The sequence below is a fragment of the Salinilacihabitans rarus genome, from assembly GCF_024296665.1.
In the GTDB taxonomy this organism is placed as follows: domain Archaea; phylum Halobacteriota; class Halobacteria; order Halobacteriales; family Natrialbaceae; genus Salinilacihabitans; species Salinilacihabitans rarus.
Genome location: NZ_CP100762.1, coordinates 1,971,205 through 1,985,874, shown reverse-complemented (window position 1 = coordinate 1,985,874; position 14,670 = coordinate 1,971,205). Strand labels below are relative to the sequence as shown.

The window sequence follows — 14,670 nt, the reverse complement described above, 5'->3', positions numbered from 1 at the left end:
GGTCGTTCGTGACAGAGCGGCTGCCATGACCGAGGACGACTCGCCCTCGTACGGCCGGGAACGGCTGGTCGAAGTCTACACGCAGGGAATGCTCGCCGGACAGCCGCCGTCGCTGCCGCCGTCGTACGAGACCCTCGAAGCGGCGGCCGAGGAGGCGCTGGACCCCGAGGCGTTCGCCTACGTCGCGGGCAGCGCGGGCGCCGAGCGAACCGAGCGGGCCAACCGGACGGCGTTCGAGCGCTGGCGGATCGTCCCCCGGATGCTCCGGGACGTCGCCTCGCGGGATCTCTCGGTCGACCTCTTCGGCGAGCGCTACCCCGCGCCGGTCGCGCTGGCGCCGATCGGCGTCCAGTCGATCCTCCACGAGGAGGGGGAGCTCGCGTCGGCGCGGGCGGCCGCGGACCTCGGGCTGCCGTTCGTCGGGAGTTCGGCCGCCTCGGAGACGATCGAGGACGTCGCCGCCGAACTGGGCGACGCACCCGGCTGGTTCCAGCTCTACTGGAGTTCCGAGCGCGACCTGACGGCGAGTTTCGTCGAGCGCGCCGAGGAGGCGGGCTACGAGGCGCTCGTGGTGACGGTCGACACGCCGGTCATCAGCTGGCGCGAGCGCGACGTCGAGCGGGCGTACCTCCCCTTTCTCGACGGCGAGGGGGTGGCGAACTACTTCTCGGACCCCGTCTTCCGGGACCTGCTGGCGGACCCGCCCGAGGATAACCCCGACGCCGCGGTCATGCGGTTCGTCGACGTCTTCGGCGACGCCTCGCTCACCTGGGCGGATCTGGAGTGGCTCCGGGGGCTGACCGACCTGCCGATCCTCGTCAAGGGGATCGTCCACCCCGAGGACGCCGAACTGGCGGTCGAGTCGGGCGCCGACGGCGTGATCGTCTCGAACCACGGCGGCCGACAGGTCGACAACGCCCTGCCGGCGATCGAGGCGCTGCCGCGGGTGGTCGACCGGCTCGCTGACGCCGGGTACGGCGACGCCCCCGTGCTGTTCGACAGCGGGATCAGGCGGGGCGCCGACGCGGTGACGGCGCTGGCGCTCGGCGCCGAGATGGTGCTGCTCGGCCGGCCGTACGTCTACGGGCTGGCGGTCGACGGCGAGGACGGCGTGCGGGAGGTGTGCCGGAACTTCCTCGCGGACCTGGACCTGACGCTCGGGCTGTCGGGGCGGGCGTCGGTGGCCGAGTTGGACCGGTCTGCACTGCTCGAGGCCGCGGCGCCGTCGGTCGAGACGCGCTGATCGCCGTCGGCCGCGGTTCGCTCAACGAGCGTACCGTTTACGCGACGAAACGCCACGAGATCGCTTCGTTCCCCTCCATCGGGCGCTCTCGCGGCGTAACGGCCCGTCGGAAACGGGGCGCTTAAGTGCCTTCGTCGGATAGCCACGGGTACTATGGCAAACGGCAAGTACGCCGCGCGCAAGCTCAAGAAGGACCGCCAGAATCAGCGGTGGTCCGACTCTGACTACGCGCGCCGTGCCCGGGGCCTCCGCGAGAAGTCGGACCCCCTCGAGGGCGCCCCGCAGGCCCGAGGCATCGTACTGGAGAAAGTCGGCATCGAGGCGAAACAGCCCAACTCGGCGATCCGGAAGTGCGTCCGGGTCCAGTTGATCAAGAACGGCAAGCAGGTCACCGCCTTCTGTCCCGGCGACGGCGCCATCTCGTTTATCGACGAACACGACGAAGTGACCATCGCCGGCATCGGCGGCGCGAAGGGTCGCGCGATGGGCGACCTCTCCGGTGTCAACTACAAGGTCGAGAAGGTAAACGGCGTGTCGCTGCTCGAACTGGTGCGGGGCAACGCGGAGAAACCGGTGCGCTAACATGAGCACGGAAGACCAACCCGAACCCGAGGCCCCGGCCGGCGGCGGCGACCTCTCGGCGAAGCTGTTCGGGAAGTGGGAGGTAAGCGAGATCGAGTACAACGACCCCTCGACGGAGCGGTACATCTCGGTGACGCCCGTCGCCCACACCGCGGGTCGCCACGCCCGAAAGCAGTTCCAGAAGTCCGAAATCTCGGTCGTCGAGCGGTTCATCAACCGGCTGATGCAGACCGAGGAGAACACGGGCAAGAAACAGCAGACGCTCAACCTCGTGCGCGAAGCGTTCGACATCGTCCACGAGCGCACCGACGAGAACCCGGTGCAGGTGCTCGTGACGGCCGTCGAGAACGCGGCGCCCCGCGAGGAGACCGTCCGGCTGAAGTACGGCGGCATCTCGGTCCCGAAGGCGGTCGACGTCGCGCCCCAGCGCCGCGTCGACCAGGCGCTGAAGTTCATCGCCGAGGGCGTCCACAACGCCTCGTTCAAGTCGCCGACCACGGCCGAGGAGGCCATCGCCAGCCAACTCATCGGCGCGGCGAACTACGACGTCGGGACCTACGCCATCGGCCAGAAAGAGGAGAAAGAGCGCGTCGCGGCGGCTGCCCGCTAAGTCGGTTCGCAGCGGTATTCCCGTCGGTTTTCGACAGTTTTCTCGTCGTTCGACGCTCGAACACGACGACCGCGACACCGCCACTCGAAACGGAGCGACGCCGCCGTCCGCCGGTCGCGGCGCTTATTCTTCGGCGGTCTCGTCTTCGTAGATCACCTCGGTGTTCGTCGCGAAACGCCGGCGTCGTTGTCGGTCGACCTGGTCATCGGCGAGCGAAAGACGCGTCGGACGACACGTCAACCCGGCCGGTAGTCCGGGCGCGTTCACTCCCGTTCGGGAGGATTCAAATTCAAACCGTTCAGCCGGCCCGAAACGGTCGGGGCGGCGCAGTCGGCTGATTCGGGTCGGAGTCAGTCCGCCGCGACGCCCTCGCCGCCGACGTACGACCGCGTCGCCTCGACGAGCGTCTGCCGGTAGGTGCTCGCGTCCGGTTCGCGGGCGAGTTCCCGGAACCGCTCCCGGAAGCCCTCGAAGTCGACGCCGGGGGCGTCCATCGAGGCGGCGTGGGCGAGGTCGTACAGCCGGTGGCCCGGTTCGAGCAGGTCGTGGCGCTCGGCCAGCGCGAGCGCGAACGCCGCGTTGACGGCCGTGATCTCTGGGTCGGCGCTCGCGGAGATGCGCCGGTGGCCCGGCCGCGGCGGCGCCTGCGGGCGGTCGGCGACCGCCGTCGCCAGCGAGGATTCGAGGAACGCCAGCAGTTTCTCGCCGGGGCCGACCGCGAGGGTGATGTCGTCGGCGTAGATGTCTTTCATGTGGTTTGCGATCTGGTAGCAGTGGGCGAGTTTGCGCCGCTCGACTCGCCGGCCGGCGAGCGCGAGGTAGAGGGCTTCCTCGGTCGACTGGACGTGCGACGGGTGTTCTTCCTCGTGGCGGGCCATGTGGGCGAACTCGTGGAGCGCGAGTTCGCGTGCGAGCGCGCTCGAAGCGGCCTGTCTGGAGATGTTGAGGACGTGCCGGTCGTCGTAGTGGCCCGCCCAGGTCCGCTCGTCGGGGTCCTCTCGCAGGCGGACGTGGACGGGCAGCGAGAGGTCCCGTTCGGTCTCGAAGAGGTCGCGAGCGCCGAGAAATGGAGCGGTGGGCCCCGACCCCTGGATTCGCAGATCCATGCGTGAGTCTACCAAGGGCCGTAGTTGTATGGCTCTTGCGCTCGTCTTCGCAGGTCGGAACGGGGCGCTTACTGCGTGGCATTCACTCACGTAAATTTGACGTTCCGGCGTTCGAGGCCGAGTATTCGCCGATTCCGGCGACGACGAAACACTACCCTTTTGACCCCGCTACCGGTAAAGGGGCGTATATGGGCCGACGCAAGAAGATCGTCCAAGAGTGTGAACGGCTGATGGACGAGCCGGAGAACATCCGGAACATCGCCATCGCCGCTCACGTCGACCACGGAAAGACGACCCTCTCGGACAACCTGCTGGCTGGCGCCGGCATGATCTCCGACGAGACCGCCGGACAGCAGCTGGCGATGGACACCGAGGAGGACGAACAGGAGCGTGGGATCACCATCGACGCGGCGAACGTCTCGATGACCCACGAGTACGAGGGGACCAACCACCTCATCAACCTCATCGACACGCCGGGTCACGTCGACTTCGGCGGCGACGTCACCCGCGCGATGCGCGCCGTCGACGGCGCGCTCGTCGTCGTCGACGCCGTCGAGGGCGCGATGCCCCAGACGGAGACGGTGCTGCGACAGGCGCTGCGCGAGGGCGTCAAGCCGGCGCTGTTCATCAACAAGGTCGACCGCCTCATCTCGGAGCTCCAGGAGGGGCCCCAGGAGATGCAGGAGCGCCTGCTGAAGGTCATCCACGACGTCAACGAACTCATCCGCGGGATGACCGAGGACATGGACGACGTCGACGACTGGACCGTCTCCGTCGAGGACGGCACCGTCGGCTTCGGCTCGGCGCTGTACAAGTGGGGCGTCTCGATGCCCTCGATGCAGCGCACCGGCATGGACTTCGGCGACATCATCGAACTCGAACGCAGCGACAAGCGCCAGGAGCTCCACGAGAAGACGCCGCTGTCGAACGTCGTGCTGGACATGGTCTGTGAGCACTTCCCGAACCCGCTCGAAGCCCAGCCCCGGCGTATCCCGCGTATCTGGCGCGGCGACGACAGCTCCGAGGTCGCCGAGTCGATGCGCGTCGTCGACGAGGACGGCGAGGTCGTCCTGATGGTCACCGACATCTCGATGGACCCCCACGCCGGCGAGATCGCGACCGGCCGCGTCTTCTCCGGGACGATCGAGAAGGGTCAGGAGCTGTACGTCTCCGGCACCGCGGGCAAGAACCGCATCCAGAGCGTCGGCATCTTCATGGGCGGCGAGCGCGAGGAGGTCGAGCACGTCCCGGCGGGGAACATCGCCGCCGTCACCGGCCTCCGCGACGCCATCGCCGGCTCGACGGTCTCCGAGGCGGAGATGACGCCGTTCGAGTCGATCGAGCACATCTCCGAGCCGGTCATCACGAAGAGCGTCGAGGCACGGAACATGGACGACCTGCCCAAGCTCATCGAGACGCTCCGGCAGGTCTCGAAGGAAGACCCCACGATCCAGATCACGATCAACGAGGACACCGGCGAGCACCTGATCTCCGGGCAGGGTGAACTCCACCTCGAAGTCATCACCCAGCGCATCGAGAAGAATCAGGGCATCCCGGTCAACACCGGTGAGCCGATCGTCGTCTACCGCGAGGCCGTCCAGCGCGGGAGCGACGTCGTCGAGGGCATCTCGCCCAACCGGCACAACCGCTTTTACATCTCCGTCGAACCCCTCGGCGAGGAACTCGTCGAGACGATCAAGCTCGGCGAGGCGTCGATGGACATGCCCGAACTCGAACGCCGTGAGGCGCTCCAGGAAGCCGGCATGGACAAGGACACGTCCCAGAACGTCGAGCACATCCACGGGACGAACATCCTGATCGACGACACGAAGGGTATCCAGCACCTGAACGAGACGATGGAACTCGTCATCGAGGGGCTCGAGGAGGCCCTCGACAACGGTCCGCTGGCAAACGAGCCGGTTCAGGGCTCGCTCATCCGCCTCCACGACGCCAAACTCCACGAGGACACCATCCACCGCGGTCCCGCACAGGTCATCCCGGCGACCCGTGAGGCCGTCCACAAGGCGCTGATCGACGGCCGGATCAAGCTGCTCGAACCGATGCAGGACGTCCGTATCGACGTGCCCAACGACCACATGGGCGCCGCCTCCGGCGAGATTCAGGGCCGTCGCGGCCGCGTCGACGACATGTACCAGGAGGGCGACCTCATGGTCGTCGAGGGCATCGCGCCCGTCGAGGAGATGATCGGCTTCGCCTCCGACATCCGCTCCGCCACGGAGGGCCGTGCCTCCTGGAACACCGAGAACGCCGGTTTCGAGGTCATGGCCGACTCGCTGCAGTCCGAGAAGATCATGGAGATCCGCGAGCGCAAGGGCATGAAGCTCGAACTGCCCCCGAGCATCGACTACTTCTAACTCCCCCATTTCTCTCCCCTCGCTTCCGTCCCGTAGCGACGGCGACGCGACTGCGCGGTGACCCGCCGGCGGGAACCTCGCGGCGACCGCTCCCGACGCGCTACTGCGACCGACGAGAACGAGACCGAGTCGACTTACCGCTTCCCGAGTTTCTCCCGCCCGACCCGGACGCCGGTGGGAGTGACGATGATCTGGTCGTCGCCCTTCTGGACGATGTCGCCGTCGACCTCCTGTGCCACCTGTCGGAGTTCGTCCATGATGTGCTCGACCGTGCTGTCTTTCGTCCGCAGGCGGGTGATGTCGGCGACGACGACGTCGCCGTCGTAGACGGCGTCTTTGATGTCGATGACCGACGCCTGGCCGTCGATCTCAGCGACGTGGACGTGCATCGTCGCCTCGCTGCCGCCGCCGGCGACGTCGTCGAGGTCGAGTTCGACGTAGTCCTCGGCCGACCGGGACTGGCCGCCGCCGAGGATTTTGCTCATCAATCCCATAGGGAACACCGACCGCAGCCGCGAGTATAGTTCTTACGTCAGACGGAGTGTCCGGATCGCGTGCCGATCGGGACCGTTCCGCCGATTCGCCGTCCGACGTCGCCGATCTGTATTCCTGCAAGTGGTCGTTCCGGGAGAACAACCGGTCGGTTTATAATTCGGGATCTGGTGACCGTCACCGTGGTTTGAATAACCATGACAAATGAGCACATCTCACGACGGACGGTACTTCGCGGCGTCGGCGCCGGCGTCGCCGGCACGGCGCTCGCCGGACAGGCGACCGCGAGCGAGGGCGACGAGTACGTGGTCGGCGTCGAACCCGACCGCGGCGCGAGCGCGGCCCGTAGCGCGGCGACGTCGGTCAAGCGCGAACTCGACTTCGGATCGATCGGAAAGGCGGTCGCTGGCCGGTTCTCCGAGGCGGCCATCGAGGCCCTCGGGAACGATCCGAACGTCCGGTACGTCGAGAGGAACGGGACGATGCGCGCGCTCGCCCAGACGACGCCGTACGGCATCGAGACCGTCGGGGCGGACCTCGCGATCGATGCGGGCGAGACGGGCGACGGCGCCGACGTGGCGATCATCGACACCGGCATCGACGCCACTCACGAGGACCTCGCGGACAACCTCGGCGAGGGGTGGGCCACACAGGAGGCCGCCTGTCAGAACGACTGCTCCAGTGGCCTCTTCTGTGACCCGAACGACATCAGCACCTGCTACGAGGCGTGGGACGACGACAACGACCACGGCACCCACTGTGCGGGTACCGTCGCCGCCGTCGACGACGACACGGGCGTCGTCGGCGTCGCGCCCGACGCCACGCTCCACGCGGTGAAGGTACTCGACTGCTGTGGCAGCGGGTCGTACGACGACATCGCCGCCGGCATCGAGTGGACGGCCGATCAGGGTTACGACGTCGGGAGCATGAGCCTCGGCGGCGACGCCTCCTCGGTCGTCGAGGACGCCTGCGCCTACGCCCGCCAGCAGGGAACGTTGCTCGTCGCCGCGGCGGGCAACGACGGCCCCTGCTCGGACTGCGTCGGCTACCCCGCGGCCTACCCGGAGGTCGTCGCCGTCAGCGCGACCGACGAGAACGACGACCTCGCGGACTTCTCCTCGACGGGGCCGGAGGTCGAACTCGCCGCGCCCGGCGTCGACGTGCTCTCGTCGATCCCGCGGAGCGACTACGACCGGTTCTCGGGGACGTCGATGGCGTGCCCGCACGTCTCCGGCGCCGCCGCCCAGTTGATGGCCAACGGCTACACCGACACGGAAGCGCGCCAGCGCCTCCGCGAAACCGCCGACGACGTCGGCCTCGGCGAGAACGAACAGGGCTACGGCCGGGTCAACGTCGCCGCGGCGCTCGGCATCGACGACGGCGGCGGCGGTGACGGCGACTCGGCGCCCTCGATCGACGAGTTCGTCGTCTCCACCCGGACCTCCGGGCCGTGGACCCGTGCGGACGTCGAGTGGTCGGTCTCCGACGCCGACGGCGACCTCGCGTCGGTGACCAGCGAACTGCTCGACGGCGACGTCGTCGTCGACGAGGAGACGTCCTCGGTCTCCGGCGCGAGCGCGTCGGGCGAGCACGGCCTCCGCACGCGCGGCGCGGCGGACGCGGTCCGCCTTGCGGTCACGGACGCCGCGGGCAACGAGACGACCGACACGCAGTCGCTCTGACGGGGCTGCCGCGGGCCGATCTTTTTCGACGCGACGGCGCGTCGCCCCGGCCGTTCAGCGACTGCGTCCGCGAGGAGTACGAGAACGACGGCGAGATCCACCGCCGCTTCGGCGTCGCGGCCACGACCCGTCCCGGGCGTCGGCACCCCCTGTCCGGTCGCCAGCGAGAACGGCGCAGTCGACCCCCGGTTCGATGACGACTCGCCGGCCTCCGCCGAGGTGCCGACCGCACGGACGACTCCCGCACGCTCCCTAATTTAAATCTTGGGCAAATACGCTCGTAGAGATAAAAACAGGAAATTATAATAGCATATCGTTAACGAACGGGTGGATTTATATTCGGATAGCTAACACTGGTCGTGTGGTTTAATTACCATGGCAAATGATCGAATCTCACGGCGAACGGTCATTCGAGGAGTCGGTGCAAGCGTCGGTACGGCCGCGCTGGCGGGACAGGCATCCGCGAACGACGAAAGTGTGGGTCACGTCGTCGGCGTCGTCGCCGATGGCGGCCTCGGCGACGTTCGTGCGGCGGCGGAATCGGTGCGTCGCGAACTCGACTTCGGATCGATCGGAAAGGCGGTCGCGGGCCGGTTCTCCGAGGCGGCGATCGAGGCCCTCGAGAACAACCCGAACGTCCGGTACGTCGAAGAGAACGGCACGATGGAGGCGCTGGCGCAGTCGACGCCGTACGGCATCGAGACCGTCAGGGCCGACGTCGCACACGACGGCGGCTACACCGGCGACGGCGCGGACGTCGCCGTCATCGACACCGGCATCGACGAGGACCACCCGGACCTGGAGGCCAACCTCGGCGCGGGCGCGGACTTCACCGGCACGGGTTCGTGGGACGACGACAACGGCCACGGCACCCACTGTGCGGGCACCGTCGCCGCCGTCGACAACAACGAGGGCGTCGTCGGCGTCGCCCCCGAGGCGACCCTGCACGCCGCGAAGGTACTCGACAGCCAGGGCAGCGGGTACTACGACGACATCGCCGCCGGCATCGAGTGGACGGCCGATCAGGGCTACGACGTCGGGAGCATGAGCCTCGGCGGCAGCGCCTCCTCGGTCGTCGAGGACGCCGTCCAGTACGCCGACAGCGAGGGCGTCCTGCTGGTGGCGGCCGCCGGCAACGACGGCCCCTGTTCGGACTGCGTGAGCCATCCGGCGGCCTACCCGGAGGTCGTCGCCGTCAGCGCGACCGACGAGAACGACGACCTGGCATCGTTCTCCTCGACCGGCCCCGAGATCGAGATCGCCGCACCCGGCGCCGGCGTCTACTCGACGTACAACGATGGCGGCTACAACACGCTCGACGGCACGTCGATGGCGTGCCCGCACGTCGCCGGCGGTGGCGCGGTGTTGATCGCCAACGGCGCCTCCGCCAGCGATGCCCGCCAGCAACTGCGCGACGGGGCCGACGACATCTGCCGGTGTGAGGCGGACCAGGGCTACGGTCGGCTCAACGTCGCGGCCTCGCTCGGCCTCGAGGAGCCGAGCACGTGTGACGGCGAGACCGCGTGTCAGAACGACGACGGCGGCGGCTGTTACATCACGACGGCGACCGCCGGCGAGAGCGACACGCTCGACTCGCTGCGGCGGTTCCGCGACGAGTCGATGTCGGCGACGCCGATCGGGCGCGCGCTCGTCGGACTGTACTACCGGATCAGCCCGCCGATCGCCACGACGCTCGCGGACCACCCCAACAGCCTGACGACCCGCGCGACCCGCGAGATCGTCGAGGTCTGTGCCGACCTGTCGAACCGACAGGACGCGACCGACTCGCGCGCCGCCAGCGCGTCGCTGGGGGTGGTGCTGACCGCGCTGTACCTGCTCGGCATCGCCGTGGGTGCGAGCGGCCACGCCGGCATCAGCCTGCGCGAGCGCATCGAGGGCGCGTAAGCCGTCGCGCCGACCCGGTTTCGAATCGTCTCCCGATAGCGACTTTTTTGCCGGTTCGATCCCTGTGGCCAGCCGTGACCTTCAGCATCTGCGTCCGCGAACGGTACGAGGACGGGAACGGCGACGAACGGCGACGCTTCGGCGTCGCGGTCACGACCCGCCTGCCGGGCGTCGGCACCCTCTGTCCGTTCGCCAGCGAGAACGGCGCGGTGGCGACCCAGAGCCTCGTGAACGTCGACCTCGGCCGGCGCGGGATCCGGTACGTCGACGAGGGACTCGCCGTCGAGGACGCCCTCGAGGCGCTGCTCGCCGCCGACGACGGCGCGTCCCAGCGCCAGTTACACGGCGTCGACGCCGACGGCACCTTCGCGTTCTCCGGCGAGGAGTGCAAGGACTGGTACGGCCACGTCGAGGGCGAGACCTTCACCGTCGCGGGCAACCTCCTGACCGGCGAGTCGGTGATCGAGGCGACCGCGGCGACCTACCGCGAGGGCGACCGGGACGAACCGCTCGCGAAGCGCCTGATCGACGCACTGGAGGCGGGCCACGCCGAGGGCGGCGACAGGCGCGAGGAACTCCCGATCCAGAGCGCCGCGTTGCTCGTGCGGACGACCGAGGAGTACGAACTGACGCCGTTCACCCACGACCTGCGCGTCGACGCGACGGAGACGCCGATCGCGGACCTGCGCGAGACCTACGACCTCGCACAGCGGGGCTACGAGGACGCGATGGCGCGGTACGAGGAGGCCTACGAGGAGGACTCGATGGACGCGGCGGAGGACTGAGTTCTCAGCCGGTAAAGCCGAACAGTTCGTCGCCGACGTGGTGCAGCGAGTCGACGACCTTCCCCTCGTCGCCAAGCATCTCCGGGCCGTCGACGCGGGCGCGGCCGACCGCGAGCACCTTCCCGTGGGACTCCTCGGCGACGAGCACGAGGTCGCCCGCCTCGATGCCCTCGTCGGCCTCGGTGATCCCGGGGCGCATCACGTCGGCGCCGTCGCTGACGAACGAGACGGCGCCGGCGTCGACGGTGACGACCCGCCGCTCGGGGTCGTAGGCGTTCGCGCCGCGGACGGTGAGAAACGGCCCCTCGTCGAAGTAGGCCACCTGCGGCTGACCGTCGACGAGGACCACCTCGCGGTCGCTGTCCTCGAACTCGACGCGTTCGTAGGCGTCCCCGTCGAGCGAGACGCCGAGTTGCGTTTCGGCGGCGTCCTCGAGGTCCGCGACGGCGTCGCTCCGGAGGTGGTGTCGGGACTTGACCTGCATGTCCGGGTGGACGGCCGGTCGAGGTATAAAACGCCCGTTCTCCCGACCGGTCGGGTTCCGCGACCGTCGCGGTAAGATGTGATTGTGCTAGTCGCTAAGTGGTCCCACGCCGAGGGTCCTACTATGTGGCCCTCCCGGTGGCGGGCGGAGACGGTGACGTGCATCGCCTGCGGGGAGACCGTCGCCAGAGACGACGCCCGCGAGTACGACAAGCACGGCGACCGCTGGGACCGCGACGGCAAGGAGTTCGAGTACCTCTGCAAGCCCTGCGACAACGACCTCTGTCACCAGTCGCGGGACGAACTCGAAGACCTGCTGATCGAACTCGGAGCGGGCGAGCGCTCGCAGGCGGAGTTCCTCTCGTGGTACCTCGCGACCGTCGAGGAGCGCTACGGGCCCCTCGAGGAGTCGTGAGTTCGGCGACCGTCCCGACACGTCTTTGGCGCTCACCTCCGTAGGCAGGAGTATGAGCGACGACGCACAGGCGCAGGCCGACGCCGGGACGGCCGAGGGCCAGGGCCCCGTCCAGATTTCTGAGGACCTCGCGCGCCACCTCGAGAACAAGCGCGAGGAACTGTTCGAGAAGTTCGAGATTCGCGACGAGTTTCCCCCCGAGGTGATCGAGGAGGCGGAGGCGCGAACGGGGGACGTTCAGTCGGAGATCACCGCCGAGATCGACGAGCGCGAGGACCTGCGGCACCTGACGACGTGGACGATCGACCCCGTCGACGCCCAGGACTTCGACGACGCGCTCTCGATCGAGAAGCGCGAGGACGGCTACGTCCTCTGGGTCCACATCGCCGACGTCACCCACTACGTCCACCCCGAGTCGGCGATGTGGGCCGAGGCCGTCGAGCGCGGCAACACCGTCTACCTGCCCGGGTACACCATCCACATGCTCCCGCCGGTGCTGGCCGAGTCGGTCTGTTCGCTGGTCCCCAACGAGGAGCGGTTCGCCCACACCGTCGAGATGCACCTCGACGAGGAGACCCTCTCCTACGAGTCGATCGACATCTACAAGTCCGTCATCGAGTCCGACGAGCGACTCACCTACTCGCAGGCCGAACAACGCCTCGACGACCCCGACGCGCCGCTGCACGAGGGGATCTCGCTCGTCTACGACCTCGCAGACCGGATGCACGAACAGCGCAAGGAGGACGGCTCGCTCGTGCTCAACCCGAGTCGCGACCGCGCGCACACGATCATCGAGGAGTGCATGCTGAAGGCCAACAAGGCCGTCACGCACGAACTCATGTGGAATCGCGGCGTCGAGGCGATGTACCGCGTCCACCCCCAGCCCACCCCCGACGAGTGGTCGAAGGCCCTCCAGGAGATTCAGGAACTCGACGGCGTCTCGATCCCCGGCGACACGTGGGACGACCCCCGGAAGGCGGTGAACGCGACGCTGGAGACCGCCCCCGGCCGGCAACTCGACAAGATCCAGTGGGCCGTGATGAAGGTGATGCCCCGCGCGAAGTACATGAACGACCCCTTCGGCGGCCACCACGCGCTGAACTTCGAGATCTACGGCCACTTCACGAGCCCCATCCGCAGGCTCAGCGACCTGATCAACCACTGGATCGTCTACCGGAACGACGTCCCGGAGAACCTCGTCGCGCTCTGTGACCGCGCCAGCGACAAGCAGAAGGCCGCCGAGCAGTGCGAACGCGAGTACAAGCAGTTCCTCCAGGAGGTCGGCCTCGATCCGATGGCGGTCAACAACCGCGGTATCGACGTGGTCGAAGACGAAGAAGCCGAGCGCACGTTGTAAGCGAGGCCTCGAAGCGGCGAGCGGCGCAGGAGCAGAAGCCGAGAAGACGCTGTAGCCCACCTCACAGCCCCTTCTCGTAGACGTACTCTTCGAGGTCTTCCCGCAGTCCGCTCTCGCGCGCCTCGATCCGCTCGAACCCCCGCGACTCGTAGAAGGAGACGCCGACCTCGTTGTCCGCGAGGACGACCAGCCGGAGCCGGTCGTACCCGTCCTCGCGCAGGGCCGTCTCGGCGCGTTCGAGCAGCGCGCTCCCGACGCCCTCGCCCCACATCCCGGGCCGGACGTAGAGGCGGACGAGGTGGGCGACCGACGGCTCCTCGCGTGCGGGGCCGGCGTGGACGAAGCCGACGAGGGTCGACGCTCCCTCCGCGACGAAGACGCGGGCGCCGTCGTCCGCGATCGACTCGCGCAACTGGTCGCGGGCGTACCACTCGTCGATCGTCTCCTCGACCGTCTCCTCGCCCAGGAACGCGTCGTAGGCGGCGTGCCAGCTCTCGCGGGCGACGTCGCGGATCGACGCCGCGTCGTCGGTCGTCGCGGGACGGATCGGTCGCGTCATGGGGATGCGCTCTCTCGACGCGGTCGAAAAACCCTCCGCCGGCTCACCGCGAGATTTCCGTGCTCCGCTCGGAGACGACGGCGTCGACCTCCGCTTTGGTGACGAGGGCGACGTCGCCGGGGATGGTCCGCTTGAGCGCGGCGGTCGCGGCGGCGTACTCGAGCGCCTTCGGGACGCCCTCGCCGGCGAGTCGACGGGCGATGAACGCGCCGGTGAAGGCGTCGCCGGTGCCGATGGGGTCGACCGTCTCGGTCTCGTAGGCGTCGTGCTCGTGGACGACGTTGTCGTGCCAGGCGAGCGCGCCGCGCTCGCCCCGGGTGACGATCACGGTCCGGAAGTCGAACTGCGAGGCGAGTTGGTGGGCGAGCCGTTCGGGTTCGCCCTCGTAGCCGAGCACCGTCCGGGCGTCGCGGGCGGCGATGACGAGCACGTCGATCCCCGGGAACAGCTTCGTGAGCGTCTCCTTTGCCTGCTCCGGCGTCCAGAGCTTCCGGCGGTAGTTGAGGTCGAACGCGGTCGTCGTCCCGCCGCGTTTGGCGGCCTTGAGCATCGCCAGCGTCGTCTCGCGAAGCGTCGACGACAGCGCCGGCGTGATCCCCGTCGTGAAGAAGACGCGCGCGTCCTCGATCAGCCCGAGGTCGAACTCGCCGGCCTCGGCGGTCGTGATCGCGGCGTTCGCGCGGTCGTAGACGACGTTCGTCCCGCGGGGTTTGCCCGCGTGTTCGAGGTAGTAGGTCCCCTGACGGCCCTCGTCGCTCCAGACGATCTCCGTCTCGATGCCGTACCCGCGAAGTTCGCTCGCGACCCGCCGGCCAAGCGGCGAGTTCGGCAGTTTCGAGGTCCACGTCGACACCGCGCCGAGGCGCTCGGCGGCGATGGCGACGTTGCTCTCTGCGCCGGCCGCACGAACCTCGAACTCGGTGGCCGCTTCGAGGCGCTCGTTCCCCGGCGGCGAGAGGCGCAGCATCGTCTCGCCGAACGTGACGAGGTCGCTCATCGGTTCCACCCCCGAACCGGCCCCGCGCCGGCGGCGTTCGCGTCGGTCATGTCTCGGCAATGACCGGCCGGGCTATAAG

Annotated in this window: 14 protein-coding genes; 9 read left to right on the top strand and 5 right to left on the bottom strand. The window is 68.5% G+C overall.

What is annotated here, in order from left to right:
- The first annotated feature begins 25 nt into the window (after positions 1–25).
- From NKG98_RS10385 to NKG98_RS10375, 3 genes are all read left to right on the top strand, one after another.
- Positions 26–1,243, top strand: coding sequence for an alpha-hydroxy-acid oxidizing protein (locus tag NKG98_RS10385; RefSeq protein WP_254765855.1), 1,218 nt, complete (start codon positions 26–28; stop codon positions 1,241–1,243).
- Between the two features lie 153 nt (positions 1,244–1,396).
- Positions 1,397–1,825 carry a 30S ribosomal protein S12 gene (locus NKG98_RS10380; RefSeq protein WP_254765854.1) on the top strand — a complete coding sequence of 143 codons (429 nt, stop codon included), beginning with the start codon at positions 1,397–1,399 and terminating at the stop codon, positions 1,823–1,825.
- A gap of 1 nt (position 1,826) precedes the next feature.
- Positions 1,827–2,435: a 30S ribosomal protein S7 gene (locus NKG98_RS10375; RefSeq protein WP_254765853.1), complete on the top strand. Its 609-nt coding sequence runs from the start codon at positions 1,827–1,829 to the stop codon at positions 2,433–2,435.
- 350 nt (positions 2,436–2,785) lie between these two features.
- Here the strand turns inward: NKG98_RS10375 and NKG98_RS10370 are convergent, their stop codons facing one another.
- On the bottom strand, positions 2,786–3,541 hold the full coding sequence (locus tag NKG98_RS10370; protein ID WP_254765852.1) for a DUF5781 family protein: 756 nt from the start codon (positions 3,539–3,541) through the stop codon (positions 2,786–2,788).
- Between the two features lie 188 nt (positions 3,542–3,729).
- On the opposite strand from NKG98_RS10370, the gene NKG98_RS10365 reads away from it, so the two are divergent.
- A complete protein-coding gene (locus NKG98_RS10365) occupies positions 3,730–5,916 on the top strand; it encodes an elongation factor EF-2 (protein WP_254765851.1) in 2,187 nt (728 codons plus the stop codon).
- A 134-nt stretch (positions 5,917–6,050) separates the two neighbouring features.
- Here NKG98_RS10365 and NKG98_RS10360 read toward each other — a convergent pair whose 3' ends face one another.
- Entirely contained in the window at positions 6,051–6,410 is a 360-nt protein-coding gene (locus NKG98_RS10360) for a cell division protein SepF (protein ID WP_254765850.1), read from the bottom strand.
- Positions 6,411–6,605: 195 nt separating this feature from the next.
- Here NKG98_RS10360 and NKG98_RS10355 point away from each other — a divergent pair, with 195 nt between their 5' ends.
- The 3 genes from NKG98_RS10355 (at position 6,606) to NKG98_RS10345 (ending at position 10,780) form a co-directional block, all read left to right on the top strand.
- Positions 6,606–8,090: a S8 family peptidase gene (locus NKG98_RS10355; protein WP_254765849.1), complete on the top strand. Its 1,485-nt coding sequence runs from the start codon at positions 6,606–6,608 to the stop codon at positions 8,088–8,090.
- 477 nt (positions 8,091–8,567) lie between these two features.
- On the top strand, positions 8,568–9,995 hold the full coding sequence (locus NKG98_RS10350; protein ID WP_343230392.1) for a S8 family peptidase: 1,428 nt from the start codon (positions 8,568–8,570) through the stop codon (positions 9,993–9,995).
- A gap of 74 nt (positions 9,996–10,069) precedes the next feature.
- Complete coding sequence (locus NKG98_RS10345) at positions 10,070–10,780, top strand: DUF1028 domain-containing protein (RefSeq protein ID WP_254765847.1); 711 nt, start codon at positions 10,070–10,072, stop codon at positions 10,778–10,780.
- A gap of 4 nt (positions 10,781–10,784) precedes the next feature.
- Here the strand turns inward: NKG98_RS10345 and NKG98_RS10340 are convergent, their stop codons facing one another.
- A complete protein-coding gene (locus NKG98_RS10340; protein ID WP_254765846.1) occupies positions 10,785–11,264 on the bottom strand; it encodes an RNA-binding protein in 480 nt (159 codons plus the stop codon).
- Between the two features lie 123 nt (positions 11,265–11,387).
- On the opposite strand from NKG98_RS10340, the gene NKG98_RS10335 reads away from it, so the two are divergent.
- Together NKG98_RS10335 and NKG98_RS10330 are read left to right on the top strand one after the other, a co-directional pair.
- Complete coding sequence (locus NKG98_RS10335) at positions 11,388–11,678, top strand: DUF7562 family protein (protein WP_254765845.1); 291 nt, start codon at positions 11,388–11,390, stop codon at positions 11,676–11,678.
- 52 nt (positions 11,679–11,730) lie between these two features.
- Entirely contained in the window at positions 11,731–13,035 is a 1,305-nt protein-coding gene (locus NKG98_RS10330) for an RNB domain-containing ribonuclease (RefSeq protein ID WP_254765844.1), read from the top strand.
- Between the two features lie 61 nt (positions 13,036–13,096).
- Here the strand turns inward: NKG98_RS10330 and NKG98_RS10325 are convergent, their stop codons facing one another.
- Positions 13,097–13,594, bottom strand: a complete 498-nt coding sequence (locus tag NKG98_RS10325) for a GNAT family N-acetyltransferase (protein ID WP_254765843.1) — start codon at positions 13,592–13,594, stop codon at positions 13,097–13,099.
- A gap of 43 nt (positions 13,595–13,637) precedes the next feature.
- Positions 13,638–14,591 (bottom strand): bifunctional 2-dehydro-3-deoxygluconokinase/2-dehydro-3-deoxygalactonokinase, encoded by a 954-nt coding sequence (kdgK1, locus tag NKG98_RS10320; RefSeq protein WP_254765842.1) that lies wholly within the window; start codon positions 14,589–14,591, stop codon positions 13,638–13,640.
- Between the last annotated feature and the right edge of the window lie 79 nt (positions 14,592–14,670).

Coding starts and splice junctions, on each gene's coding strand:
- NKG98_RS10335 (WP_254765845.1), top strand. CDS start 11,388: ATGTGGCCCTCCCGGTGGCGGGCGGAGACGGTGACGTGCATCGCCTGC.
- NKG98_RS10340 (WP_254765846.1), bottom strand. CDS start 11,264: ATGCAGGTCAAGTCCCGACACCACCTCCGGAGCGACGCCGTCGCGGAC.
- NKG98_RS10370 (WP_254765852.1), bottom strand. CDS start 3,541: ATGGATCTGCGAATCCAGGGGTCGGGGCCCACCGCTCCATTTCTCGGC.
- NKG98_RS10360 (WP_254765850.1), bottom strand. CDS start 6,410: ATGGGATTGATGAGCAAAATCCTCGGCGGCGGCCAGTCCCGGTCGGCC.
- NKG98_RS10365 (WP_254765851.1), top strand. CDS start 3,730: ATGGGCCGACGCAAGAAGATCGTCCAAGAGTGTGAACGGCTGATGGAC.
- NKG98_RS10385 (WP_254765855.1), top strand. CDS start 26: ATGACCGAGGACGACTCGCCCTCGTACGGCCGGGAACGGCTGGTCGAA.
- NKG98_RS10355 (WP_254765849.1), top strand. CDS start 6,606: ATGACAAATGAGCACATCTCACGACGGACGGTACTTCGCGGCGTCGGC.
- NKG98_RS10330 (WP_254765844.1), top strand. CDS start 11,731: ATGAGCGACGACGCACAGGCGCAGGCCGACGCCGGGACGGCCGAGGGC.
- NKG98_RS10380 (WP_254765854.1), top strand. CDS start 1,397: ATGGCAAACGGCAAGTACGCCGCGCGCAAGCTCAAGAAGGACCGCCAG.
- NKG98_RS10375 (WP_254765853.1), top strand. CDS start 1,827: ATGAGCACGGAAGACCAACCCGAACCCGAGGCCCCGGCCGGCGGCGGC.
- kdgK1 (WP_254765842.1), bottom strand. CDS start 14,591: ATGAGCGACCTCGTCACGTTCGGCGAGACGATGCTGCGCCTCTCGCCG.
- NKG98_RS10325 (WP_254765843.1), bottom strand. CDS start 13,594: ATGACGCGACCGATCCGTCCCGCGACGACCGACGACGCGGCGTCGATC.